The sequence below is a fragment of the Amycolatopsis sp. NPDC049253 genome, from assembly GCF_040678995.1.
In the GTDB taxonomy this organism is placed as follows: Bacteria; Actinomycetota; Actinomycetes; order Mycobacteriales; family Pseudonocardiaceae; genus Amycolatopsis.
This window is the reverse complement of record NZ_JBFAQX010000046.1, coordinates 1-24,720: the sequence shown is the minus strand read 5'-3', so window position 1 is coordinate 24,720 and position 24,720 is coordinate 1. Positions and strand designations below refer to the sequence as shown.

Genomic DNA, 24,720 nt, shown 5'->3' with positions numbered 1-24,720 from the left:
CGCGGACCCGGCCACCGTCGGGTCAGCTCCGCCACCAGTCCTCGAGCGGGCTGACCGGCACGGTGCGCTTGTGGCGCGTCTTCAGGAAGATCGACTCCACCTTCTCCGCGACCTCCGGGCTCACGGCGAGGCCTTCGAGGTAGTCGTCGAGCTCGGCGTACTTGAGGCCCAGGGCCACCTCGTCGGGCAGGGCGGGCCGGTCGTCTTCGAGGTCGGCGGTCGGCACCTTCTGCCAGACGCTCGGCGGCGCGCCCAGCTCCTGCAGCAGCGCGGCGCCCTGGCGCTTGGTCAGCCCGGTCAGGGGCGTGATGTCGACACCGCCGTCGCCGTACTTGGTGAAGAAGCCGGTCACGGCCTCCGCCGCGTGGTCGGTACCCACGACCAGCAGGTTCAGCTGCCCGGCGATCGAGTACTGGATCACCATGCGCTCGCGGGCCTTGATGTTGCCGCGCACGAAGTCGCGCAGGCCGGGGGCCTCACCCAGCAGCTCGCTGATCCCGAGCGCCGACTCCGTCGCGACGGCGTCCGCACCGGGCTTGACGTTCACCGTGACCGAATGGTCCGGCTTGATGAACTCCAGCGCGATCTGTGCGTCCTCTTCGTCGGCCTGCACGCCGTAGGGCAGCCGAACCGCGACGAACGTGGTCTCGTGCCCCTCCGCGCGCAGCTCCTCGGCGGCGAGCTGGCACAGCCGGCCGGTCAGCGAGCTGTCCTGGCCGCCGCTGATGCCGAGCACGAAGCCCTTGGCCGGCGTCGAGCGCAGGTAGTCCTTGAGGAAGTCGACCCGTTGCCGGATCTCGGCTTTCGGCGTGATGACCGGTTTGACGCCGAGCTCGGCGAGAATCTGCTGCCGTAGGTTCTCCATTCGCCGTACTTTACTGGCGCCTCGTGCCCGGCCGACCACCGAGGAAGGGGTGACGCCGCCGGCCTCGACCGCGGCCTCGGCGCACGGTGCCGGATGCCGGACCCGAGCGCTCGGGCACTGTCCTCTCAGGACGCCGGCGCGGTCTCACTCACTGCCGAGGATCTCCTGCAGCAGGGTCAGCAGTTCGGCGGTGCCGGCGCCCGCCAGATGCTCCAACGTGCCCGCGCGCCGGCCGAGGATCACGCCGATCAAGGCGGCCGACAGCACTTCGGCGCGCAGCTCGGGGTTCGCCACACCCTCGCGCACGAACCGCTCGCGCAGCGGGGTGAGGACGCGGTGGTCCAGTTCGGCGAGCGCGGCTTCCTGGGCTTCGGGGTTGTCGTACGGCCGGATCGCAGCCTGCAGGATCGGGCCCGGCCCGCGCGTGCCGGTGCGCTCGATCAGCCCCTTCAGCCGGGCCGGTTCCAGGACGTCGGGAAGCCGCTCGCCCGGTTCGCCCTCGGCGCGCAGCACTGCGATGAACAGCTGAGCCTTGCCGCCGAAGTAGCGCGCGATCATCGTCGGGTCGACGCCGGCGCGTTCGCCGATGTCCCGGGCCGTCGTCTGGTCGTAGCCGCGATCGGCGAAGAGCTCGCCGGCGGCGGCCAGCAGCCGGTCACGGCTCGCCGCCGCGTCACGGCGACGGGGAGACGAAGCTTCGGGCATCCGGGGATCCTTCGCGGCTGGGGTGATCGTTCTCGTGGACCTTAGCCGAGGCTCGCCGCGGGCCGGATCGGTTCGTTCCACCACTGCACCAGGTCGTCGGCCAGGCCGTCCGCCTGGCGCGCGCCCGCCTCGGCGCCGAGGTCGATGAACCCCGCGTCCAGCAGGTCGTGGGGCTGGTCGTAGAACGGGTCCGCCGTGATCACCCGCACGCGGTGACCGCGTTCGGTGAGGAAAGCCTCCTCCCGCGCGAGATCCGCGGACGGCATCGGCGCCACCACGAGCACCCGGCCCGGCTCGACGGCACCGCCGCCGTGCCACTGCGGATCGAGGGCCAGGTCGGCGTTGGTACCCGAGCGAACTCCCCCGTCGACCCAGGTCGAGCCGGCCGCGCTCACCGGCGGCGCGACGCCCGGCGCCGCCGACGAACAGGCCACCGCGACCGCGACGGAGATCCCGTCGGCCGGCGACCACCCGCGGGCGAGGCCGGTGTCCGTGCTCACCGCGGTGATCCGGAGCCGGCGCGGCCACTCCCCGGCCGGCAACGCCCAGGACCACAGCTCGCCGGCCTGCGCCTCCGAAATCGGAGGCACCGCGGCGATCGCGGCCCGGCCGACCCGCCGAGCCCGCTCGGGTCCGTCCGCGGTGTCCTGGGCCAGGCTCCGCAAAAGCGTCCGGTCCCCGCGCCCTGCGGTGACGTTCCGCGCGTGCCAGGCCGCGCGCTCCCGCATCTTCGCCGGCACCGTCGGCAGCCCGGCGGGCTCCATCGTGAGCCACGCGCCGACGATCGACCCGGCCGACGTGCCCACCACCACCCCGGACTCGGACAGCGGCACGCCCACGGTCTCCAGCCGGTGCACCAGGGCCGAGGTCCACGCGGCGCCGACCGGACCACCGCCGCCGAGGACGAGCGCGGTCAGCGGACGCAGCTCCCGGGATTCGGGCATGGCACGTTCTCCTTCGCGGTTGCCGAAACGGCGTACGAAACACCCGTTTTCGGGCTTCGGGGTACCGTCACCCGATAGTCTACGCCTGATGTCTACGTCTGATGTCTACTACTGATGGCATGGGCTTCGACCCCCACTCCGACCGCGCCGGCGCGAGCCTGTCCCCGGCGGTCGTACTCCTGCCATCGGCCGTTCGGCAGGGGCGGGTCCGGACCTTCGTCCGTCGCGATACTCGGGTTGCGGCCGGCCGGGACCGTCCACGCGCGACTCCCACCGCGGCTGCCCCACCGGGAGAAGGAGATCTCGCCATGACCGACCCCGTCGTCCGAACGGGCCACTGCCTCTGCGGCGCCATCAGCTACCGGTTCGACGCCCGGCCCGACGGTGTCGTCCTGTGCCACTGTGACGACTGCCAGCGCCACACGGGATCGGCGTTCTCGGAGAACGTCCTGGTGGCGCGCGACGCGGTGGGGATCGAGGGCACACCCAAGGTCCACCACACCACCGGGACCGAGAACGGCCACCTGCGCGACCGCCTGTTCTGCGGCGACTGCGGCACCCCGATCTTCACGGTCCTCCGCGAACGCCCCGAAACCCTCATCGTCAAGGGCGGCACCCTCGACGACCGCACAGGCCTCGAACCCTTCGCCGACGTGTGGTGGCGCCGGGCGCAGGACTGGCTCGCGCCGCACCCCGGTCGCGCGCGCTTCGACGGCGACGCACGGTAGCTCGCGAGCAAGGCGCAGCGGACCGCGTTTCCCTAGGATTCCCGCCATGAGCCGGATTCCCCGCATCTCCCCCGCCGCGATGACCGACGAGCAGCGCAGCCTCTACGACTCCATCACGACCGGGCCGCGCGCGCGGAACCCGTTCGGCATCGTGGACCCCGACGGGACGCTCGCGGGGCCGTTCAACGCCATGCTGCTCAACCCGCCGGTCGGCGACGCGCTGCAGCGGCTCGGCGCGGCGCTGCGCCACGGCGGTGAACTGTCCGACCGGGCCCGGGAGCTGGCCATCCTGACGGTGGCCGCTTCGCGGGAGAGCGGGTACGAGCAGTTCGCCCACGAGCACGTCGGCCGGCAGGTCGGGCTGACCGACGAGGAGATCACCGCGCTGCGCGAGCGCCGGGAGCCGGACCTCGCCGATCCCGAAGAGGCAGCGGTCGCGAGGACCGCCCGCCGGCTCGTCGACCACGGCAGGCTCACCGACGAGGAATACGCCGACGCCGTCTCGGACCTCGGCGCGGCGAAGCTGTTCGAACTGTCCACTGTGGTCGGTTACTACCAGCTCGTCGCGATGCAGCTGCACGTCTTCGGCGTCGAGCGGCCGGAGTGAGGAATCGGCGACCCCGGGCCGGTTCGACGCCGCGATCGGCCGGCCTCACGGCCGAACGCGACCGGCCCGCCTCGGTCTGCCGTCACCCGAATCGGACCGACGGCGGCAAAACGTCGTCAACGAGCGGTCCGCGGGCGTCAAGGTTCCGTCGGGGCGCACGGCCGGACCCGCCACGCCGCCGCACGCTGAGCAGATGACCGACCTGACGTTCACCCTGGTCGCGATCGGCGGGTTCACGCTGGTGGCCCTGCTGCTCCGCCTCGCCGGCACCTGGCTCGACACCCACGACGACGACCCCTTCGCGCGCCACATCCCGCCCCCGCAGTGACCCTGCCGGGTCCTTCGACCCGATCGAGCAGGGGCGCGCCTTGGCCACCCGCCGTGCCAAGCCGAAGCCGTCAGTGGAGTTCGACTTCCCAGCCTTCGAATTCCGGTTCGCCCGGCGGCATGTTCCCGGTGCAGTACCGGTAGATCCACACCGCGGCTCGCCGCTCGGCATGCGGTTCGTTCACGGGTTCGCCCTGATCGTCGAGTTCCAAGACGTTGGCGAAGATTGCGAACAGTGCCTCCATCTGGCTCGGGGAGTCGCGCAGCTCGTCCCCGTAGTCGATTTCGTCGAGAAGCGGATGCCCGACCGAGCCGCGCGCGACCCAGCCCGCGAAACGCCGCAGCGCGCCCGACGCCCCGTGAGACAGTTTCGTGGTCACAGCGGAGACTGCAGAGCCCTCGGCGATTGCCGCGCCGCGCGTTCGGAGACACCGCTGCTCGCGTGCGCGCGGATCCCAGCGAAGTCGCGCCATGACGATCGTGTAGAGGGCGGAGTTGGCTTGGCGGTCGCCGCCGTTGAGCCTGCGCTGCGGTGGTGTCAGGACCGACATCGTATCGCTGCAGCATTCCGCGTGTGTGGGCGTTGACGGCGTCGGTGATTCGCCGGCCGAGTTACTGCACCGCAAATTGTGACATGATCGAGTGTCATGACGACCCGTATCGATGTGCGGCAGTTGCCTCAGGACGTCGCTGACCTCATCATCGGCGGCGAGGACCTCGTGATCACGAGGGACAGCGAACCGATCGCGACCGTAACGAGGACCGCGTCCGACGTCGATCCCGGCACGCGGGACGTCTACGACAACGTGACGGTCGTGGCCACGACGATGAAGCTGTCCCGCGCGGCCCGTGCGGCGCTGTCCGAGCAGCTGGGGTCGGACTACATTGTGCTGGACTTGCACTCCGCACCGAAGACGGCGGATGTGGTGCTGGTGCCGCCGGTGAGCCCGCAGCTGATCGGCGCCTTGCACGAGACGTACCCGGAGGCGCGTGTCGTCGTCGCCGAGATCGAGGACCCGGAATTGGGCATCCGCTATGAGGGGCCGATCCGCCGCATGATCGACGCGGGCGCCGAGACCTACCTGGCATCAACGACGATCCCGCGCCTGGCGGCACAGCTCGACCACGTCGTTGTCCAACAGAAGCTTCAAATCGCAGGCCCGGCGCAGCTGACAATTGAGGGATAGCCCATCGAATGCTCGTGGAGACCGCGAACGGTCCGACGACGTGAACCATGCCCTAGGCCTTGTCTGAGACTGCCTTGGTCCAGGTGATCACGGCGCGCAGGAGGACCGCCGGGTGCGTGCCCGACCGCGCCCGGTTCGACGGATCGCCAGGTGCCGCATCAGGTGAGGGAACGTCGGTGCGTTGCCGGCCTGTCCAGGGCCGACCAGCGCGACCAGCGGTCGGCCATTCCCGTCGACGAGGTGGTGCACTTTGGTGCTCCAGCCGCCGCGGGAGCGGCCGATCGCCTGGTCAGGCGGCTCATTGAGCAGATCCGTGTAATTCCACCCAGCCCGCTGTCGGACGGTGATGGTGGTGGCGTGCTGATGCGCCCGAGCGATCGTGAAGTCCACCGACACCGCCCAGTCGACCAGTCCGGCGGGATACCGGTAGACGATTCCTTCGGTCATCGCCCGGGCGTCGGAAAACGGACGGCCACGCTACCCGCTACGGACCGGCAGCAGATCGTCGATCAACGCCCACTGTTCGTCTGACATCAACTGAAACCGCGACACATCTGCAGCATTTCAGCAACCAATCCGAAGTTTTGTCAGGCACGCCCTAGTTGTACTTGGCCAGGACGTTGGTTGCGGGTGGTCTTGGTTGACATGGGGAGAGCCTCCGGTTGGGGTGTGGTTTGTCTAGGACCCACTCCAACCGGAGGCTCTCGTGTCTCACCGTAATGCTGGGACCACGGTTGTGGGCAGGCTGCTGATCGTCCAACGTCACCGGGCGGGATGGCCGCAGGCGCTTATCGCGGCCGCGATGGGGGTCTCCCGTAAATGCGTGAAAACCTGGCTGGACCGATACGCCGCGGAGGGCGAGCCCGGTCTTCGCGACCGGTCCTCGCGCCCGCATTCCTCGCCGCGGCGGACCAGCGAGGAGACCGAGCGCCGGATCGTGCACCTGCGCCAGAGCCAGCGTCGTGGGCCGGACTGGCTGGGAGCCGCGCTGGGGGTGCCGACGAGGACAGTGTCGCGGGTGCTGGCCCGCAACAATATCCCGCGGTTGTCCGCGCTCGATCCGATCACCGGCGAGGTGATCCGGGCCAGCAAAACCACCGCGGTGCGCTACGAACGGGACCGGCCGGGCGAGCTGGTCCACATGGACGTGAAGAAGATCGGCCACATTCCTGACGGCGGCGGCTGGCCAGCACACGGCCGCGCGAACCAGGAAGCCACCCGTGACCGCAGCGTCAGGATCGGGTTCGACTACGTCCACTCCCTGGTCGACGACCACAGCCGGCTGGCCTACTCCGAGATCCTCCCGGACGAGAAGGGCCCGACCTGCGCAGCGTTCTTCGCCCGAGCGATCACCTACTGCCGGCCACGGCATCACCCGCATCGAGCGGCTGATGACCGACAACGCCTGGGCCTACCGCTGGTCCCTGCGCCAGGTCTGCGCCAAAAACGGCATCCGGCAGAAGTTCATCAAACCCCACTGCCCCTGGCAGAACGGGAAAGTCGAGCGCCTCAACCGCACCCTGCACACCGAATGGGCCTACCGGCAGGCCTTCACCAGCAACACCGAACGCACCGCAGCCCTTGCCCCCTGGATCGAGCACCACAACACTCAACGCCGCCACAGCGCACTCGGCGGACACCCACCCACCAGCCGACTGCCACCAACCTGATGGCCAAATAGACCTAGTCGCCCTCCAGCTCCGCCAGCACTTCCGCGGCCGTGGTGTTGCCGCCGAGTGCGAGCCGGCGCAGCTCGTCGTGGTCCTCGCGCTCGGTCGCCAGCTCGACGAGCAGGTCCGCGGCGTCGGAGCTGCCGCCCGCCGCCCACTGGCGCAGCTCGGCGGCGTCGCCGCGTTCGGCGGCCAGCTCGATCAGCTGGTCGACCGCGTCGGAGTCGCCCTTCGCCGCTGCTGCGCGCAGGGCTTCCGGATCGGGGTCGGTCATCATCGGCACCTTTCGTGACGCGCTAAACGTCGATGTGCGAACCCATGATCACGGTCCGTTCGCGAGGCAGCGCGAAGTACTCGGCCGCGTCGGCGGTGATGTAGGAGGTGGCGATGAACAGGCGCTTGCGCCACGAGGCCATGGTGGGTTCGTCGCCGCGGCGCAGCTCGATCTTCGACAGGAAGTAGGACGCGTCGTCGACCTGCAGGCGGCCTTCGGTGTCGGCCGGGTCGACGAGCCGGAGCGTGCGCGGCACGTCCGGGGTCTCCATGTAGCCGAAGCGGGCCGTGACGTGGGTGATGCCGTCGTCGGCGTAGCCGAGGTCGTCCACGGAGATCCGCTCGGCGTCCGGGATCCGCGGCACGGGCTCGGTCTCCAGCGACATGATCACCACGTGCTCGTGGCGCACGTGGTTGTGCTCCACGTTGGCGCGCATGGCCAGCGGCGCGCTGTCGTTGCCGCGGTTGAGGAACACGGCCGTGCCGGGCACGGTCTGCGTCGGCGACTCGCCGTTGCGCAGCTTGTCGACGAACTCGCGCAGCGACCCTTCGTGCCGGCTGCGTTCGGCCGTCACGATCAGGCGGCCGCGTTGCCAGGTGGTCATGACCGTGAACGCGGTGAGGCCGATGAGCAGCGGCAGCCACGCGCCGTGGACGAGCTTGGTCAGGTTGGCCGCGACGAACAGCAGGTCGACCACCAGCAGCACGCCCCCGCCGGCCCAGAGCAGCCACGGCGGCGTGCTCCACTTCGACCGGGCGATGTAGAAGAACAGCAACGTGGTGATGGTGATCGTCGCGGTCACCGCCATGCCGAACGCGTACGCCAGCGCCGAGGAGCTGCGGAAGGCGAACACGAGCGTCAGCACGGAGACCATCAGCAGCCAGTTGATCCACGGCACGTAGATCTGGCCGCGCTCGGTCTCCGACGTGTGCGCGATCCGCAGGCGCGGCAGGTATCCGAGCTGCGCGGCCTGCGACGCGACCGAGTACGCGCCGGTGATCACGGCCTGCGACGCGATCACGGTCGCCGCCGTGGCCAGCAGGACCAGCGGCAGCCGGGCCCAGCCGGGGACGAGCAGGAAGAACGGGCTGCTCAGGTTGGCCTGGTCTTCGAGGATCAGCGCGCCCTGGCCGAAGTAGTTGAGCACGCACGCGGGGAACACCAGGAACAGCCACCCGCGCGTGATGGCGCGGCGGCCGAAGTGGCCCATGTCCGCGTAGAGCGCTTCGGCGCCGGTGACCGACAGCACGACCGCCGCCAGTGCGAAGAAGGCGATGTCGAAGTGGCCCACCATGAAGTCGAGCGCATACGTGGGCGAGAGCGCTTCGAGGATCGCGGGGTGCTTGACGATGCCGGTCACGCCGGTCAGGCCGATCACGGTGAACCACGTGATCATCACCGGCCCGAACACGCGCCCGACCGCGGCCGTGCCCCGGCGTTGCACCAGGAACAGCACCACGATGATCACGGCGGTGATCGGCACGACCCAGCTCTCGAACGAGTCGTCGACGACCTTGAGCCCCTCCACCGCCGACAGCACCGAGATCGCCGGGGTGATCATGCTGTCGCCGAAGAACAGTGACGCGCCGAAGATGCCCAGCCCCGCCAGCACCACGGCCACCCGCCGCCGCCCCTGCCCACCGCGGCGGCGCAGCAGGGTGATCAGGGCCATGATGCCGCCCTCGCCCTCGTTGTCCGCACGCATCGCCAGCAGCACGTACGTGACGGTCACGATGATCGTCACGGACCAGAAGATCAGCGACACGACCCCGAACACGTTCTGCGCGCTCACCGGCACCGGGTGCGGGTCGCTCGGGCTGAACACCGTCTGCAGCGTGTAGATCGGGCTCGTCCCGATGTCGCCGAACACGACCCCCAGCGCCCCGACCACCACGGCCAGCTTCACGGAGTCCCGCGCGAGCCGCGCGCGGCCGGCCGGCCCGTCCTCCGTCGTGGTCGCCTTCCGGCCCTCGGTCACTGTCTTCCTCCTCGGCGCGAGCGGGCACAGCCCCGGCATCGGGGGGAACCCTACCGGTCCGAGGTGGACGGCATCGGAAGATCAACCGCCGCGTCAGCTCGGGGCTCTCTCCGGCCGGGGAACCGGCGGAGGCGATCACCCGCTCCGACGCGTGCCGGGGTCGTCACCGTCCGGATGCGCGCCCGGCCGGGACCTCACCCGTTCGTCGGGACGATTGCGGCGTTTCACCGGAGTGCCGGGCACCTCGCCGGCCTCGCTGGCCGGTCCACTGTCGACGGTCAGGTGCCGAGGAGGGCCGGGGCGAAGACCTCCTCGACCCGCAGCCGGCGCTCGGACAGGCCCTGCTCGTGGTGGTAGCGCAGGTACGTGTCGAGGGTCGCGCGGTTCGCCTCGATGCCGTAGGGCCACCAGTCTCCGGCGAACTGCTCCTCGTTGCGCTCGACGAGGGCGTCGAGCCACGGCACCATCGTCGGAACCTGGTACAGCCTGCGGTCGCGCCGGTAACGGTCGGCGGCGGTGTCTTTGGCCGCGGAGAACGCGGTGTACAGCTCGCGCGCGAGTTCAGACCGCTCGGTCAGGAGCTCACGCCGGACGACGATCGTGTGCATGATCGGGAAGATCCCCGTGCGCCGGTGGTAGTCGCGTTCGAGGGGCTCGAAGTCGGGGAACAGCCGGGCGACGTTCGGCGAGCCGTCGAGCACGCACTGCGGAACGTTGGCGGAGAACAGCGCGTCGATCTCGCCCGCCTCGAGCATCGCGCCGAGCGCTTTCCCCGCGGGCGCCTCGGAAACGTCCGCGCGGGCGGGGTGCGGGTGCGGGATGAAGCCGAACGGCGGCGCCGGGTGCTCGAGCCCGCCGATCACCCACCGGCTGCGCTCGGGCGCGAAGCCGTACTCGTCGGCGAGGATCCCCTTGGCCCAGACGCCGGAGTCCTGGCCGTACGTGCCGAACTCGCCGATCGTCCTGCCGGCGAGGTCGGCCGGCCCGGTGATGCCGGCGTGGGTGTTGACGAAGACGCACGAATGCCGGAACACGCGGTTCGGGAAGATCGGCAGCGCCACGTACGGCAGGCCTTCGTCCAGCAGCCGCAGGTAGAACGTGAGGCCGAGCTCGGCGACGTCGAACTCGTGCTCGCGGATCACGCGTTCGAAGATCTCGGGCAGCGTGGGCGCGGTCGTCACTTTCGCGTCGATGCCGCCCTCGAACAGCGCCTGTGTCGTGTCGTAGCGGAAGCACCCGATCGTGAGTGCGGACGGGGTCGTGTCCATGCCCCGATCGTCGGCCTGTGCGGGCGCTCGCGTCCAAGACCGTTTGCGACGATCCGGTACCCCACGGGTATCGTGTCGAGGTGGATCTGCGCGTGCTGCGGTACTTCGTCGCGGTGGCCGAGGAGCGCCACGTCGGCCGCGCCGCGCACCGGCTGCACATGAGCCAGCCCCCGCTCAGCCGCGCGCTGCGGCAGCTGGAGGACGAGCTCGGCGCCACCCTGTTCGAACGCACGCCCAAGGGCGTCACCCTCACCGCCGCCGGCGTGGTTCTCCACGAAGACGCCGTCGCCCTCCTCGCCAAGGCCGACCGCATCCGCGGCCGCGTGACCGCCGCGGCCGGCACCGCGCGGCTCGTCGTCGGCACCCTCGCGGACGCGGCCGAGTTCGTCGGCGCGCAGCTGGTCCCCCGGTTCCGCGAGCACCACCCGCACGTCGAGATCACCGTGCGCGAAACCGACCTCACCGATCCGACCGCCGGCCTGCGTGCCGGCCTCGTCGACGTCGCGCTGACCCGCACCCCCTTCGACACCACCGGGATCGCCACCCACGTCCTGCGCACGGTCCCCGTCGCCGTCGTCCTGCGAGCCGGCGACCCGCTCGCCGCCCGCCCGGCGGTTTCGGCCGCCGACCTCACCGGCCACCGGTGGGTCCGGCTCCCCGACGGCACCGACCCGGCCTGGACGTCGTTCTGGACCGGCGGCCAGCCCGACCCCGCCGCACCCGTGCTGCGCACGATCCGCGAATGCCTCCAGGCCGTCACCTGGAACGGCACGGCCGCCCTCGCCCCGGCCGACCAGCCGCTCCCGGTGGGCCTCGTCGCGCTCCCGCTGTCCGGCCACGCGCCGAGCGACCTCGTGGTGGCGTGGCCGAAAACCGGCGCGAGCCCGCAGGTCCGCGGCTTCGTCCGGATCGCGGCGGACAGTCAGCGCGCCTGATCCCGGCCCGGAGTGTGCGAAGCTGGTCCGATGCAGCTCGGACTGCACGCACTGGGCATCGGCGCCGGCGCCCGCCGGGCCGTGATCGACGCGGTCGCCGTGGCGGCCGAGGCGTGCGGCTTCGCGACGCTGTGGTCGGGCGAGCACGTCGTGATGGTCGACCACGCGTCCTCGCGCTACCCGTACTCGCCCGACGGGCGCATCGCCGTGCCGGCGGCAGCGCACTGGCTCGATCCCTTGATCGGCCTCAGCTTCGCCGCCGCGGCCACGTCGACCATCCGCGTCGCCACCGGTGTCCTGCTCCTGCCCGAGCACAACCCGATCGTCGTGGCCAAGCAGGCCGCCAGCCTCGACGTGCTGTCCGGCGGCCGCCTGACGCTCGGTGTGGGCGTCGGCTGGTCACGCGAGGAGTTCGACGCGCTCGGCGTGCCCTTCGCCCGGCGGACGGCGCGAACCGAGGAGTACGTCGCGGCCATGCGCGCGGTGTGGCGCGAAGACGTCGCCTCGTTCACGGGCGACTTCGTCCAGTTCGACGCGATCCGCGTGAACCCCAAACCTTGTGGCGCCACCATCCCGATCGTCTTCGGCGGCAACAGCGACTCGGCGCTGCGCCGCGCCGCCGCCCTGGGCGACGGCTGGTACGGCTTCAACCTCGACGGCGTTCCCGAAGTCGCCGATCGGCTGTCCTTCCTCGCCACGCAGGACCGCGACCTCGCCGAACTGCGGATCGCCGTCGCCCTGCGCGACCCCGAGCCCGACGACGTCGAAGAGCTGGCCGCACTCGGCGTCGACGAACTGGTGATCGTCGACAGCCCGCCCGGCGACCCGGAGCTGGCCGCCGACTGGGTGTCGACGCTCGCCGCCCGCTGGCTCCCCGCCGCGGCCGGCGAGTGACCATCAGCCCGCCGGCCCGGCCTGCTCAGGACACGCGTTCGAACAGCGCGGCGATGCCCTGGCCTCCGCCGATGCACAGGGTCTCGAGGCCGTAGCGGGCCTCGCGGCGAGTGAGCTCGCGGGCCAGCGTGGTGAGGATGCGGGTGCCGGTGGCGCCGACGGGGTGGCCGAGGGAAATGCCGGACCCGTGGACGTTGACGCGGTCCAGGCCGTCGTCGAGCCGCCATTCGCGCAGGCACGCGAGGACCTGGACGGCGAAGGCCTCGTTGATCTCGATCAGGTCCACATCGGACAGCTCGATCCCGGCGCGCGCCAGCACGGCGGCGGTGGCGGGCACGGGACCGATGCCCATGGTTTCCGGGGCGACACCGGCCACGGCCCAGGTCACGAGGCGCACCAACGGCGTGAGGCCATGTGCCTCCGCTTGTTCCGGAGTGCAGACGATGCACAGCGCGGCGCCGTCGTTCTGGCCGCTGGCGTTGCCGGCGGTCACGGTGGCGTCGGGATCGGTCTTGCCCAGCACGGGTTTCAGCGCGGCGAGGGCTTCGGCGATGGTGTCCGGGCGGGGGTGTTCGTCGACGTCGACCACCTGCTCGCCCCGGCGGGTGCGGACGGTCACGGGGACGATCTCCTCGGCGAAGACGCCCGAGCGCTGCGCCGCGGCAGCGCGCTCCTGCGAAAGCAGGGCGAGCGCGTCCTGGTCGGCGCGGCTGATGCCGTACTCGCGGCGCAGGTTCTCCGCGGTCTCCAGCATGCCACCCGGCACGGGGTGGTCGCGGCCGCCGGCGGTGACGCGCCCGCGGGCGAGCGAGTCGTGCAGCGTGACGCCGGAACCCTTGACGCCCCAGCGCATCCCGGTGGCGTAGAACGGGGCGTCGCTCATGTTCTCCGCGCCGCCGGCGACGACGAGGTCGCTGACGCCGGTCTGGACCTGCATGGCCGCGTGCAGCACGGCTTGCAGGCCCGAGCCGCAGCGGCGGTCGAGCTGCAGGCCACCGGTGCGCAGGCCGAGGCCGCCGTCGAGGGCGACCACGCGGCCGAGCGCCGGGGCTTCCGAAGTGGGGTACGCCTGACCGAGCACGACGTCATCGACGGCGTCCGGGTCGAGGCCGGTGCGTTCGAGCAGCGCGCGCAGCACGGTCGAGGCGAGGTCGGCGGCGCTCACCGACGCGAACGCACCGCCGAAGCGGCCGACGGGGGTGCGCAGCGGCGAGCAGATGAGGGCAGGGCGAAGCTCCATGACGAGGGTCTCCCGGGGAAAGGTCAGTCGGTGCCGGCGCGAAGCCTTCCGGCGTGCCGGATGTGTGCCGACATCAGCGCGCCCGCCCGTTCGGCCTCCCCGGCCCGGACGGCGTCGATGATCTCGGCGTGGTCGGAGTCCAGGGCCGCCACGTTGTGCTCGGTGTCCCACAGCGTGACGCTGGCCGGGAACCGCGACCACAGGCTGGAGATGTGGTCGAGCAGCAGCGCCGCGCCGCCCTGGTAGATCGTGTAGTGCAGATCCTTGTTGAGCCGCGAGAGCTCGGTGCTCGTGGCGCCCTCGGCGATCGCGGCTCGCAGCGTGGCGTGGGCCGCTTCGATCGCTTCGAGGCGCTCGGGGGAAACGCGTTCGACGGCGATCTCCGTCGCGAGCCCCTCCACCGCGGCGCGCAGGCGGTACAAGTGCGTCGCCGTCTCGGGGTCGACGTCCTTCACGGTCGCGCCGCGGTGGGGTGAGTAGCTGATCGTGCCGTCGGCTTCCAGAATGCGCAGGGCCTCGCGCACGGGGGTGACGCTGACGCCGTAGCGCTGCGCGATCTGCACCTGGCGCAGCGCCTGCCCCGGCTGCAGCGTCCCGTTGGCGACGTCCTGCTTCAGCCGGGTCACGACGTAGTCCGTCCGGCTCTGCGGAGGTGCCGGAGTGCCGTCCGCGATCTCCGGTGTGCGCGCCATGGGTCAGCCCTCTTTTCTTCACATTCTGTAAAGTGCAGACTACCTACGCACGGCCTGGGCCAGGCGCCGACGCGCTTCGTCGCTCTCGAAGCACAACGCCTGCAGCGCGGCGTCGGCGATCCGCCGGTGGTCGCCGGGAGCGTGCAGCGCTTCCTTCGCGTAGCGCACCGCCGTCATCGAGGCCTTGCCGAGGTCGCCGAGCAACCGGGCCAGTGCTTCGTCGAGGTCGTCCGAGACTTCGTCGACGAGCCCGATCGCCAGCGCCTCCGCGGCGCCGATTCGCTTGCCGGTGAAGATCAGCCGTTTCGCGGCGGACTGCCCGACCACTCGCGGCAGGCGGAAGAGCCCGCCCGCCGACGGGATGATGCCGAGCCGGACCTCCGGCAGCCCCCAGGTCGCGGTGGTCGAGGACAGCCGGAAGTCGCACGCCAGGGCGAGCTCGCAGCCGCCGCCGAGCGCGTGCCCGCCGACCAGCGCGATGGTGGGCCACGGGTATTCCTCGATCGCCGTGAAAAGCCGGTGGTTCACGCGTTGCAGTGCTTCGCGCCGGGTGCGCTGCGCGAGCTCGGTGAGATCGGCGCCCGACACGAACGTGCCCGGCACCGCACTGCGGATCACCAGCGGGCGCTCGCTTTCCGCGAAGCCGGCCAGCGCCCGGTCGATCCCGGCGCTCATCTCGAGGTCGAGCGCGTTGAGCTTCTCGGGGCGGTCGAGCCGGATCGTCGCCGCGTCGTCGGTGAGTTCGGTGCGCACGCTCATCGCAGGTCTCCTGATCCCGGGACGCGGGTCCCGTCCTCGTCGTAGCGGTAGACGCCCTCGCCGGTCTTGCGGCCGAGCCGGCCCGCCTGCACGAGGCTGACCAGCAGCGGATCGGGACGGAACCGCTCGCCCAGTGCCGTGTGCAGCCCGCGCAGCACCGAGAGCCGGGTGTCGAGGCCCACCAGGTCGACGAGCTCGAACGGGCCCATCGGGTGGTTGAGACCGTGCTTGAGCGCGAGGTCGATCTCCTCGGCGTTCGCGACGCCCTCGGACAGCATGTGGAACGCCTCGTTGCCGATGAGCACGTTGACCCGGCTCGTGACGAACCCCGGCCGGTCGGCCACGCGGACCACGACCTTGCCCGCCGACTCGCACAGCTCGCGAGCGCACGATTCGGTGGCGGGCGCGGTTTGCAGCCCGCACACCATCTCGACCAGCCGCATGCGGTGCACGGGGTTGAAGAAGTGCAAGCCGACCACCCGCTGCGGCTGCGGGACTCCCGCGGCGATCGCGGTGATCGGCAGCGCCGAGGTGTTGCTCGCGAGCACCGTGTCCGGCCCGGTCACGGCAGCCACGTCGGCGAGCATCCGGTGCTTGAGCTCGAGGACCTCGGGCACGGCTTCGACCACCAGGTCGCTGCCCGCGAACCCGGCCACGTCCCCGGTCGCGGTGATCCGGTCGAGTGTTTCGTCGACGGCGCCCGGTCTCCCCGCCCGCTCGGCCGCACGGGCCAGCCCGTCGCGGATGGTGGCACGCCCGCGTTCGGCCGTTTCCTGGTCGACGTCGCACAGGACGACCGCGTGCCCGGCGGCGGCGAAGACCTGGGCGATACCCCGGCCCATGATCCCCGCTCCGAGCACACCGACTGTCGAGCTCATCCGATTCCTCCGATCCTCGGTGATGCCAGGGATCGTATTGCATAGACAGCATTTTATAAAATGTGTAACCTCCTGCGCCAGGAGAAGTCACGACGAGGCTGGAGGTACCGACATGGGCGAACCGGCGGCGGACTGGACGTCCGCCCTGTGCGCCACCTCCCCGGCGTCCCTGACGGCGCGTGAGCGCCGGGCGGTCGAGGTGCTCGTGGCCGACGCGCTCGGCGTCGCAGCGGCGGGCCAGACCGCGCCGGGGGTCGCAACCGCGTTGTCCGGCTGGGAACAGGACCTCGGGCAGGGTCCGGTGCGGCTCCCCTGGACGAACGCGAGCCTGCCCGCCCCCGCCGCCGCGGCGGCGCTGTCCGCCCTGATCCACGCCTGGGACTTCGACGACACCCACGATTCCGCAGTGGTGCACACCAGTTGTGTCGCGCTGCCGGCGGCGCTCGCCGTGGCCTCGGCGCACGCCCGGTCCGGGGCCGACGTGTTCGCGGGCGTGCTCGTCGGGGTCCAGGTGCTGGCCCGGGTTTCGGCGGCCATCGGCGGGCAGCGCGGCATGATCCGCACCGCGGGTCTCGGCGCGCTGGGTGCGGCCGCCGCGGCGGCGCGGACTCTGGGGTTGGCGCCGGAACAGTTCACCCACGCGCTCGGCCTCGCGCTGTCCGCGACGGGTTCGGCGATGACCCGCCAGGTCGTCGCCGAGGGGTCGCCGGCCAAGCGGCTTCAGCCCTCGTTCGCCGTGCAGGCCGGGGTTTCCGCGGCGTTGCTGGCCGCACGCGGAGCGCCGGGGCCGACCGGCTGGCTCGACGGTGAGTACGGCGTGCTCGCATTGCGCGCGGACGGCGACACCGCAGGCGCGCTCGCCGGGATCCGCGCGCCCGGGTGGGAGGTGGCGGGTCTTTCCCTCAAGCCCTACCCCGCGTGCCGCTACACGCACGCCGCGATCGACGCGGTGCTCGGCGTACGCGCCGAGGAAATCGAGCACGTGGCCGTGCACGTGCCGGCCGGACCGGCCTACGCCTTGGTGGCGCGGCCGTTCCGGTGGCGCGGGCAGCCGGTGGCCGACGTCCAGTTCTCGATCCCCTGGCTGGTGGCAGCTGCCCTGCGCACCGGCACCGTGGACCTCGCCAGCCTGCGTGACCCGGTGCTCGGTGACCACCGGATCGAGCGGCTCGCCGCCCGCGTCCAGGTGCTGCAGGACTTGCCCGCCCAGGTCGGCATGGCGCCGGCCGAGGTCGAGCTGGTCCGCACCGACGGATCGGTCGAACGCCGGCGCGCGGACATGCCCGGTTCGCCCGAGCACCCGATGACGATGGCGCAGGTGGAGGCCAAAACCACGGCGTGCGTGCGCATCGGCGGTCGCGGCAGCGGGGCCGCTCGCCGGATCTCGAACTTCAGCACCGAGTTGGCCGAGCTGGACGGCGCGGGTTTCCGCACCGCCCTGGCCATGATCGACACACAGGAGAGTTGATGGATTTCACGCTCACCCCCGAGCAGCAAGCCTTGCGGGAATCGGCTGCCACACTGGCCCGTCGCGAGTTCGCCTCCCGGGCGTTCCAGCGCGACTCATTCGCGTGGGACAGCCTGAAAACGTTGGCGGAACACGGGTTCACGGGCCTGACGATCCCGGAGGCCGACGGCGGCCAGGGGGCGTCGCTGCTGGAGGCCGTCCTCGTGATGCAGGCGGTGACCAAGGTGTGCCCGCACAGTGGCGACGCGGTGCAGGCGAGCAACTTCGGCGCGATCCGTCAGATCGCCAACTTCGGCTCGAAGCGCGTCAAGGAGGAAGTGCTGGCCAAGCTCCTGAAAGGCGAGGGGCTGGTCAGCGCGGGCATGAGCGAGCCGGAGGCGGGCTCGGCGCTCACCGACCTGCGCACCACCGCGCGCTACGACGGCGACTCCGTCGTCCTCAACGGACAGAAGTGCTGGAACTCGCACGGACCGGAGATCACGCATTCCGTGGTGTGGTGCCGGTTCGGCCCGAAGACCCGCGACATCGGCGCCGTCGTCGTGCCAGTGGACGCGCCCGGGTTCAGCAAGGGCCGCCCCGAGCGCTACATGTCGGGTGAGCAGCACTGCACGCTGACCTTCGACGAGTGCCGGGTGCCGCGCGACTACGTGCTGGCCGATTCGGACGCCGTCAAGAACATGCTGTCGATCTTCGGCGTCGAGCGCCTCGGCAACGCTTCGCGGGCGCTCGCGCTCGCCGAGACGGCCTACGAACGGGCGGTGGAGCACGTCAAGCAGCGCAAGCAGTTCGGCCGTCCGCTGATGGAGTTCCAGGGCCTGCAGTGGAAGTTCGCGGACATGCGGATCAAGCTCGACTCGGCGAGGCTGCTCATCCACCGCGCGGTCGCCAACGCGGCCGGAGAGACACCGGACCCGATCGAGGCCGCGATCGCCAAGGCACACACGAACGAGGTCGCCTTCGCGGTCGCCAACGATGCCCTGCAGGCGTTCGGCGCCGCGGGCTATTCGACCGACCTGCCGATGGAGTACTTCGTGCGCCGTATCCGCGGCTGGATGATCGCCGGCGGCTCGGTGGAGGTCCTGCGCAACACCATCGCCCAGGACGTGTTCGGGACCCGGTTCAGCCAGCGCCGTCCGGAGGTGGTGCGCTGATGCCGACCGCGCAGATCGCGTCCTGGGCCGCGCAGCTGGCCGACGCGCCACTACCCGAGCAGGTCGTCACCCACGTCAAACGTCTGCTGCTGGACCACCTCGGCGGAGTCGTGGCCGCCTCGCGGTTCCCGGTGGCGAAGCTGGTCGCCGGGTACGCCGGCGACGCCAACCCCGGCACCGAGGCGACCGCCGTCGGGTTCGGCCGGCTGTCCGCCGAAGGTGCCGCACTGGTCAACGGCACCGCCGCGCACAGCCTCGAGGTCGACGACGGCTACACCCCCGGCAGCGTGCACCCGAGCGCGGTCGCGTTCCCGGCGGTGCTGGCGGCCGCGCAGCGTCACGACGCGACGCCCGAGCGGCTGCTCGCCGGCGCGGCGGTGGCGCTGGAGCTGACGTGCCGGCTCGCCGCCGCCGGACACCCGGCGACGTGGCGCAACGGTTTCCACAACACCCCCGTCGCCGGCGTCATCGGGGCGGCCGCCGGAGTGTCGACGGTGCTCGGCTCCGACGCTCACGTGATCGAGCACGCGCTCGGCATCGCCGCTTCGCACGCGGGCGGGCTGTTCGCGTTCCTCGGCCAAGACGCCGAGGTGAAGCGGCTCCACGCCGGAAAAGCCGCACGCGACGGGCTGGCCAGCGCGGAGCTGGCCGCCCGTGGGCTCACGGGCCCGGCCGGGGTGCTGGAGGGCAAGAAGGGCTACTTCGAGGCCTTCGCGCACAACGACCACGATGCCGACGTGCTCCTCGCCGGCCTGGGCAGCGAGTGGACCCTGCTGCGGACGTACGTCAAGCCGTACCCATGCTGCAGGCACTTGCACGGCCCGATCGACGCGGCGCTCGAGCTGCGGACGACGCCCGGCTTCGACGCCACCCGGATCACCCGGATCACCGTCGGCACCTACACCGTCGCTTCCCACCACAACGCGACCACCGTGGACAGCTTCCTCGGCGCCCAGATGAGCATCCCGCACACCGTTGCGGTCGCGCTGCTGCTTGGCGAGGTGGGCCTGGCCGAATTCGAGGCCGGAACCTACGGTCGCGACGACGTACGCGCACTGGCGGCCAAGGTCGGGGTCGGCGCCGACCCCGAAGCAGACGCGGTGTACCCGGCGCAACGCCCGGCGCGCGTGACGATCGAGTTCGACGGCGCCGAACCGCTGAGCCTGCGCGTCGCCCAGCCCTACGGCGAGCCGGACAACCCGGTCTCCGACGCGGCGCTGGAGGAGAAGTTCCGCCGCCTGTGCACGCCGGTGCTCGGGGCGGACGGCGTCACGAAGGCCATCGACGCCATCCGGGCGCTCGAGGACCTGTCGTTCCTGCCGGGGCTGGCAACGTGAAACCGTTGCTGGGACAGCGGATCGTCGAGGTGGCGACCTATGTCGCCGCGCCGTCGGGCGGGCTCGCGCTCGCCCGCCTCGGTGCCGACGTGATCCGCATCGACCCGCTCGGCGGCGCGAGTGACCACCACCGGTGGCCACTCGCGCCCGGTGGCGGCAGCCTGTACTGGACCGGGCTCAACAAGGGCAAACGATCCGTCGCCCTGGACCTCCGGTCGCCCCGCGGGCAAGAGCTGGTGACCGCTCTGGTCACCGGACGCGGCACGCTCCTGGACAACACCGTCGGCTGGGGCTGGCTCGCCGACGAGCGGCTGCGGGAGCTGAGGCCCGACCTGGTCCATGTCCGGGTGCAGGGGCGCGCGGACGGTGGTCCCGCGCTGGACTACACGGTCAACGCCGCGGTGGGCGTCCCGGACCTGACCGGGCCGGCCGAGTTCAGCGGCCCGGTGAACCACCAGCTGCCCGCCTGGGACCTGCTCACCGGCAGCCAGGCCGCGACCGCCGTGCTCGCCGGCCTGCTGCACCGTGCTTCGACGGGAGAGGGCAGCTACGCGGAGATCGCGTTGTCCGACGTGGCGCTCGGTGCGGTCGCCGACCTGGGGTGGCTGGGAGAGGCCCGGCTGAGCGGGCAGGACCGGCCCAAGCAGGGCAACCACATCTACGGCAGTTTCGGCACCTCGTTCCGGACCGCGGACGGGGTCCACGTGATCGTCGTGGCGATGACGCGGCGGCAGTGGCGGGCCCTGCAGGAGGCCACCGGCACCACCGAGGCGCTGTCCCGCGTCGGCGAGCGCGCCGGGCTCGACCTCGATGTCGAGGAGAACCGGTACCTCCTGCGGAACGAGCTGGTCGCCGTGCTGGCGCCCTGGTTCGCCGAGCGCGACGTCGACGCCGTCACCGGGGCGTTCGCGGACACTTCCGTGCTGTGGCAGCGCTACCGCTCGCTCACCGAAGTGGCGGCCGACGGTGGGCACCTGCTCGAAGAGGTCCACCAGCCGGGCATCGGGCCGGTGGTGACCGCCCGAGGCGCGGTGCGCTGGCCGGCCGACCCGCCCGACTCCGTCGCGCCCGCGCCCGTCCTGGGTGCGGACACCGAGGCGGTGCTGAGCGAGGAGCTCGGGCTCGGGCAGGCAGAGATCGCAAAGCTCGTGGACGAAGGGGTCATCCGCTGATGCCGGTGAACACCGACGAACTGTCCGGCGCGCTCCTGTGGCCACGCAGTGTGGCCCTGGTCGGCGCCTCCGACGATCCGGCCAAGACGAGTTCCCGCCCGCTGCGGTACCTGCGCGCATCGGGCTTCGCCGGCCGCGTCTACCCCGTCAACCCACGCCGCGAGCAGGTGGGCGGCGAGCGGGCGTGGCCGTCGCTCGCGGCTCTGCCCGAGGTTCCCGACCACGTCTACGTGATGACCGGCGCCGAGCAGGCGATCGAAGCGGTCGGCGAATGCGGGCGCCTCGGCGTGCCCGTCGCCACGGTGCTGGCGAGCGGCTTCGGCGAGGAAGGTGAGCAGGGGCGGGAGCGGGAAGCGCGGCTGCGCGCGGCGGCCGGGCCGACGCGGGTGCTCGGTCCGAGCAGCCTGGGAGTGGTCAACCCCCGCAACGGGATGCTGCTCACCGCCAATGCGGCGTTCGCCGAAACCGACCTCGCGCCCGGTGGCGTGTTCGTCGCGTCCCATTCCGGCAGCGTCATCGGCGCCCTGGTCTCCCGCGGCAAGCAGCGCGGGATCTCGTTCGCGGGCTTGGTGTCCACCGGCGGCGAGGCGAACCTGAGCCTCGGCGAGATCTGCCTGTCCACAGTGGATGACGAGGGCATCGGGTCGTACGCGTTGTTCCTGGAGTCGCTGCACCACAGCGAACAGCTCGCCGAGTTCGCGCTGGCGGCGGCCGAACGGGGCAAACCCGTGGTGGTCTACAAGCTCGGCCGGTCTGCGCAGGGCGCACAGCTCTCGGTGTCGCACACGGGTGCGCTGGCCGGCTCCGACGAGGAGGCCGACGCCTTCTTCCGGGCCTGCGGCATGAGCCGCGTCGACAACCTGGAGGCCTTGATCGAGGCGCCCGCGCTGCTGGAGCGGGTGCCGGCGGGCACGTCGGCCAAGGACTTCTCCGTCGCGGTGCTGACCACGACCGGTGGCGGCGCGGCGCTCATCGTCGACCAGCTGGGGTTGCGGGGAATCGAGGTGCGGGCGCCGTCGGCACCGCTGCTGAAGCGGATCCAGGCGCTCGGTGCGCCGGTGACCGACAGCATCGTCATGGACCTCACCCTCGCCGGGGCGAAACACGAAATCGTCAGTGGCACGCTCGACGAGCTGCAACGCAGTGGCGAGTTCGACCTCGTGGTGATGGTGGTCGGGTCCTCGGCCCGGTTCCACCCCGAGCTCGCGGTGCGGGCGGTAGCCGAGCGGGCCGGCGGGCCGACACCACTGGCCGCGTTCGCGGTGCCCGACGCGCCCCAGGCGCTGGCCGCACTCGCCGAGGCCGGGGTGCCGGCTTTCCGCACTCCGGAAGCGATCGTGGAGGCCATCACCGCGGCGGCCGCGCGACCGGCCACGCCGGCGTACCGGCCGTCGACGCGCCGCGGCGCCCACGGCACGCGGAAGGTGCTCGACGAGCTCGGGTCCTACCGCGTGCTGGAGAAGGTCGGCATCGCCGCCCAGCCCGGCGTCGAGGTGTCGGTCGACGACGTGCGCGGCGGGCGGATACCCGGGGGCCTCCCTTACCCGGTGGCGGTCAAGGTGCTCTCGGCCGAGATCGCGCACAAGACCGACGCGGGCGGAGTCGTGCTCGGAGTTTCCGGTGAACACGAGCTCGTCGAAGCCGCCCGGGCGATCGCCGACGCAGTGGGCCGCTGCGGTGGGTCGGCCGAGCGGCTGCTGGTCACCGAGATGGCACCGTCCGGAGTGGACGCGCTGGTCGGCTACCGGGTCAGCGACGAGGTCGGGCCGCTGATCATGGTGGCGGCCGGTGGCGTCACCGCCGAGCTGTACCGCGATTCGAGCCTCCGGCTCGCGCCGGTGGACCTCGCGACCGCGCACGAGATGATCCGCGAGGTCAAGGGGCTCGCCCCGGTGGTCGGCTACCGCGGCAGCCACGGCGATGCCGATGCGCTCGCCGCAGCGATCGTCGCACTGTCCACTTTGGCCGAGTCGGCACCCGCTGTGCTGGAGGCCGAGGTCAACCCCCTGCGAGTCTTCGGCCCGGGCGAGGGTGTCACGGCACTCGATGCCCTGGTGTGCGTCACCGAACACGACTAGCCCGTTGCACCACCTGTCTCAATGCCGAGCCGGAGGTAAGTTCGTGATGTCCGATTCCCGTCGTGCCCCTTCTGCCGTAGGGCAATTCCTCGATCGCGCCCCCGTGGGGAGACCGCATCTCAAACAGCTGGCACTGCTCGGCGGCGGTGGTTTCTTCGACGCCTTCGACATCTACCTGTCGGGCTCGGTGCTGGCCGCAATGCTCGCCACGAAGTTCTCGACCGTGGGCCAGAACGCGCTGCTGCTCTCGGCGACGTCGTTCGGCCTGCTCGCCGGCACCCTGGTCGCCGGCTACCTCGGTGACCGGTTCGGCCGGCGCTCGACCTACCTGTATTCGCTCGCGCTCTACAGCGTCGCCACGCTGCTCACCGCGATCGCGCCCAGCCACGGGCTGATCACGGTGCTGCGGGTGGCCACGGGCCTGGGCCTCGGCGCGGTACTGATCACGGGCTACGGCACGTGGAACGAGTTCGTCCCCTCCCGCCGGCGGGCGTCGTGGGCCGGGGTGCTCGCGATGATCGTGAACCTCGCGCTGCCGGCCTCGGCGATCGCCGGGCTGCTGGTGATCCCGTCGCTGGGCTGGCGGGCCATGTTCGTGGTGTGCGGTGTACCCGCCGCGCTGATCTGGGTGCTGCAGGTGAAGTTCCTCGACGAGTCGCCCCGGTGGCTCGAGTCCCGGGGCCGCCACGAGGAGGCCTACCGGATCGCCCGGAAGTACAACCCCGACCTGCCCGAGCGCCCGCCGGCCGACTTCGCTCCCCCGCCCGTCGCGTCGGCGCGGCCCGGCTTCCGCGCGCTGTTCCGCAAACCACTGGGCCGCATCACGGCGGCGTGCGTCCTGATCGCCGTCTGCAACCAGATCGCGTTCTACACGTTCCAGTCGTGGGTGCCGACCTACCTCGTCGGCCAGGGGCTTTCGGTGGAGAAGAGCCTCAGCCTCACGGTGATCATGCAGCTGGGTGCCGTGCCCGGGTGCCTGATCGGCGGGGTCGTGGGCGACCGGCTGGGTCGCAAGTGGATCAACGCCGTGCTGTTCGTCCTCATGGGTCTGGTCGGGATCTGGTACGGCTACTCGCATTCGACGACCCAGCTCGTCATCTCCGGCATCGTCTGGGTGTTTCTCGCGAGCTTCGCGATCTCCGTGCAGATCGCGAGCTACATCCCCGAGCTGTTCCCGACGGAACTGCGCATGCAGGGATCCGCATTGGCCAACGCCTGTGCGCGCGGTGCCGTGATCGTCACGCCGTTCCTGGTCAGCTCGACGTTCGCCGGCGCCGGTGTGCAGGGTGTGTTCCTCGGGGTGCTCGGCGTCTGCCTGATCGGCGCGATCGCCGTGGTGGTACTGGCGCCGGAAACCCGCCGGCGCAGCCTCGAGGACATCGCGCAGTCCGCGGCCGGCCAGGTGGCCGAGACCGAAGCCGAACTCGAAAGGAAGTTGTCGTGACCCGTCTGGCCCGGACCGCCGGTTTGACCGATGTGCAGTCCGAGATCCTCGCGACCGTGCGTTCGTTCGTGGACAAGGAGGTCGTCCCGCACGCGCAGGCGCTGGAGCACGCGGATGCC

24 protein-coding genes and 2 pseudogenes are annotated in these 24,720 nt (G+C 71.4%); 14 read left to right on the top strand and 12 right to left on the bottom strand.

Features of this window, described 5'->3' with window-relative positions; genetic code table 11:
* Positions 1-22 precede the first annotated feature (22 nt).
* The 3 genes from nadE to AB0K15_RS45580 all read right to left on the bottom strand — a co-directional run bounded on the left by nadE (position 23) and on the right by AB0K15_RS45580 (position 2,514).
* Positions 23-865: an ammonia-dependent NAD(+) synthetase gene (gene nadE, locus AB0K15_RS45590; RefSeq protein WP_364066919.1), complete on the bottom strand. Its 843-nt coding sequence runs from the start codon at positions 863-865 to the stop codon at positions 23-25.
* Between the two features lie 144 nt (positions 866-1,009).
* On the bottom strand, positions 1,010-1,570 hold the full coding sequence (locus tag AB0K15_RS45585; RefSeq protein WP_364066917.1) for a TetR family transcriptional regulator: 561 nt from the start codon (positions 1,568-1,570) through the stop codon (positions 1,010-1,012).
* A 41-nt stretch (positions 1,571-1,611) separates the two neighbouring features.
* On the bottom strand, positions 1,612-2,514 hold the full coding sequence (locus tag AB0K15_RS45580; protein ID WP_364066915.1) for a patatin-like phospholipase family protein: 903 nt from the start codon (positions 2,512-2,514) through the stop codon (positions 1,612-1,614).
* A 308-nt stretch (positions 2,515-2,822) separates the two neighbouring features.
* Here AB0K15_RS45580 and AB0K15_RS45575 point away from each other — a divergent pair, with 308 nt between their 5' ends.
* The 3 genes from AB0K15_RS45575 (at position 2,823) to AB0K15_RS45565 (ending at position 4,177) form a co-directional block, all read left to right on the top strand.
* On the top strand, positions 2,823-3,242 hold the full coding sequence (locus tag AB0K15_RS45575) for a GFA family protein (protein ID WP_364066913.1): 420 nt from the start codon (positions 2,823-2,825) through the stop codon (positions 3,240-3,242).
* Between the two features lie 46 nt (positions 3,243-3,288).
* Positions 3,289-3,849, top strand: coding sequence for a carboxymuconolactone decarboxylase family protein (locus AB0K15_RS45570; protein ID WP_364066911.1), 561 nt, complete (start codon positions 3,289-3,291; stop codon positions 3,847-3,849).
* Positions 3,850-4,042: 193 nt separating this feature from the next.
* A complete protein-coding gene (locus AB0K15_RS45565; protein ID WP_364066908.1) occupies positions 4,043-4,177 on the top strand; it encodes a hypothetical protein in 135 nt (44 codons plus the stop codon).
* Positions 4,178-4,247: 70 nt separating this feature from the next.
* On the opposite strand, the gene AB0K15_RS45560 is transcribed toward AB0K15_RS45565, so the two are convergent.
* The gene (locus tag AB0K15_RS45560; RefSeq protein ID WP_364066906.1) at positions 4,248-4,727 is read right to left on the bottom strand and encodes a hypothetical protein; all 480 of its coding nucleotides are present in this window, start codon (positions 4,725-4,727) and stop codon (positions 4,248-4,250) included.
* A gap of 96 nt (positions 4,728-4,823) precedes the next feature.
* Between AB0K15_RS45560 and AB0K15_RS45555 the strand changes: the two genes are divergently transcribed.
* A complete protein-coding gene (locus AB0K15_RS45555; RefSeq protein ID WP_364066904.1) occupies positions 4,824-5,363 on the top strand; it encodes a hypothetical protein in 540 nt (179 codons plus the stop codon).
* A gap of 87 nt (positions 5,364-5,450) precedes the next feature.
* On the opposite strand, the gene AB0K15_RS45550 is transcribed toward AB0K15_RS45555, so the two are convergent.
* Entirely contained in the window at positions 5,451-5,810 is a 360-nt protein-coding gene (locus tag AB0K15_RS45550; RefSeq protein ID WP_364066902.1) for a hypothetical protein, read from the bottom strand.
* 259 nt (positions 5,811-6,069) lie between these two features.
* Between AB0K15_RS45550 and AB0K15_RS45545 the strand changes: the two are divergent.
* Positions 6,070-7,033, top strand: a pseudogene (locus AB0K15_RS45545) (IS481 family transposase).
* A gap of 13 nt (positions 7,034-7,046) precedes the next feature.
* Here AB0K15_RS45545 and AB0K15_RS45540 read toward each other — a convergent pair.
* The 3 genes from AB0K15_RS45540 to AB0K15_RS45530 form a co-directional block, all read right to left on the bottom strand.
* Positions 7,047-7,307 carry a hypothetical protein gene (locus AB0K15_RS45540; protein ID WP_364066900.1) on the bottom strand — a complete coding sequence of 87 codons (261 nt, stop codon included), beginning with the start codon at positions 7,305-7,307 and terminating at the stop codon, positions 7,047-7,049.
* A gap of 22 nt (positions 7,308-7,329) precedes the next feature.
* Positions 7,330-9,285, bottom strand: coding sequence for a KUP/HAK/KT family potassium transporter (locus AB0K15_RS45535; protein ID WP_364066898.1), 1,956 nt, complete (start codon positions 9,283-9,285; stop codon positions 7,330-7,332).
* A gap of 278 nt (positions 9,286-9,563) precedes the next feature.
* Complete coding sequence (locus tag AB0K15_RS45530; protein WP_364066896.1) at positions 9,564-10,553, bottom strand: 4,5-dihydroxyphthalate decarboxylase; 990 nt, start codon at positions 10,551-10,553, stop codon at positions 9,564-9,566.
* Between the two features lie 80 nt (positions 10,554-10,633).
* On the opposite strand from AB0K15_RS45530, the gene AB0K15_RS45525 reads away from it, so the two are divergent.
* A complete protein-coding gene (locus tag AB0K15_RS45525) occupies positions 10,634-11,488 on the top strand; it encodes a LysR substrate-binding domain-containing protein (protein WP_364066894.1) in 855 nt (284 codons plus the stop codon).
* A 30-nt stretch (positions 11,489-11,518) separates the two neighbouring features.
* Complete coding sequence (locus AB0K15_RS45520; protein WP_364066892.1) at positions 11,519-12,382, top strand: LLM class F420-dependent oxidoreductase; 864 nt, start codon at positions 11,519-11,521, stop codon at positions 12,380-12,382.
* A 25-nt stretch (positions 12,383-12,407) separates the two neighbouring features.
* Here AB0K15_RS45520 and AB0K15_RS45515 read toward each other — a convergent pair whose 3' ends face one another.
* Genes AB0K15_RS45515 through AB0K15_RS45500 form a run of 4 tightly spaced genes read right to left on the bottom strand, consistent with a single transcriptional unit; the run spans position 12,408 to position 15,951 of the window.
* On the bottom strand, positions 12,408-13,622 hold the full coding sequence (locus tag AB0K15_RS45515; RefSeq protein WP_364066890.1) for an acetyl-CoA C-acetyltransferase: 1,215 nt from the start codon (positions 13,620-13,622) through the stop codon (positions 12,408-12,410).
* A gap of 23 nt (positions 13,623-13,645) precedes the next feature.
* A complete protein-coding gene (locus AB0K15_RS45510) occupies positions 13,646-14,314 on the bottom strand; it encodes a GntR family transcriptional regulator (protein ID WP_364066888.1) in 669 nt (222 codons plus the stop codon).
* A 39-nt stretch (positions 14,315-14,353) separates the two neighbouring features.
* Entirely contained in the window at positions 14,354-15,073 is a 720-nt protein-coding gene (locus AB0K15_RS45505; RefSeq protein WP_364066886.1) for an enoyl-CoA hydratase/isomerase family protein, read from the bottom strand.
* Entirely contained in the window at positions 15,070-15,951 is an 882-nt protein-coding gene (locus AB0K15_RS45500) for a 3-hydroxyacyl-CoA dehydrogenase family protein (protein ID WP_364066884.1), read from the bottom strand. Before AB0K15_RS45500 ends, AB0K15_RS45505 begins: the two co-directional genes overlap by 4 nt.
* 112 nt (positions 15,952-16,063) lie before the next feature.
* Here AB0K15_RS45500 and AB0K15_RS45495 point away from each other — a divergent pair, with 112 nt between their 5' ends.
* The 7 genes and pseudogenes from AB0K15_RS45495 to AB0K15_RS45465 form a co-directional block, all read left to right on the top strand.
* The gene (locus tag AB0K15_RS45495) at positions 16,064-17,419 is read left to right on the top strand and encodes an MmgE/PrpD family protein (RefSeq protein WP_364066882.1); all 1,356 of its coding nucleotides are present in this window, start codon (positions 16,064-16,066) and stop codon (positions 17,417-17,419) included.
* Positions 17,419-18,570, top strand: a complete 1,152-nt coding sequence (locus tag AB0K15_RS45490; protein WP_364066880.1) for an acyl-CoA dehydrogenase family protein — start codon at positions 17,419-17,421, stop codon at positions 18,568-18,570. Before AB0K15_RS45495 ends, AB0K15_RS45490 begins: the two co-directional genes overlap by 1 nt.
* Positions 18,570-19,907 carry an MmgE/PrpD family protein gene (locus AB0K15_RS45485; RefSeq protein WP_364066878.1) on the top strand — a complete coding sequence of 446 codons (1,338 nt, stop codon included), beginning with the start codon at positions 18,570-18,572 and terminating at the stop codon, positions 19,905-19,907. Before AB0K15_RS45490 ends, AB0K15_RS45485 begins: the two co-directional genes overlap by 1 nt.
* A complete protein-coding gene (locus AB0K15_RS45480) occupies positions 19,904-21,079 on the top strand; it encodes a CoA transferase (RefSeq protein WP_364066876.1) in 1,176 nt (391 codons plus the stop codon). Before AB0K15_RS45485 ends, AB0K15_RS45480 begins: the two co-directional genes overlap by 4 nt.
* Positions 21,080-21,084: 5 nt before the next feature.
* Entirely contained in the window at positions 21,085-23,157 is a 2,073-nt protein-coding gene (locus AB0K15_RS45475; protein WP_364066874.1) for an acetate--CoA ligase family protein, read from the top strand.
* 103 nt (positions 23,158-23,260) lie between these two features.
* Complete coding sequence (locus AB0K15_RS45470) at positions 23,261-24,601, top strand: MFS transporter (RefSeq protein ID WP_364066872.1); 1,341 nt, start codon at positions 23,261-23,263, stop codon at positions 24,599-24,601.
* A pseudogene (locus AB0K15_RS45465) lies at positions 24,598-24,720 on the top strand (acyl-CoA dehydrogenase); the annotation flags it as partial. The gene AB0K15_RS45470 and the pseudogene AB0K15_RS45465, both read left to right, overlap by 4 nt.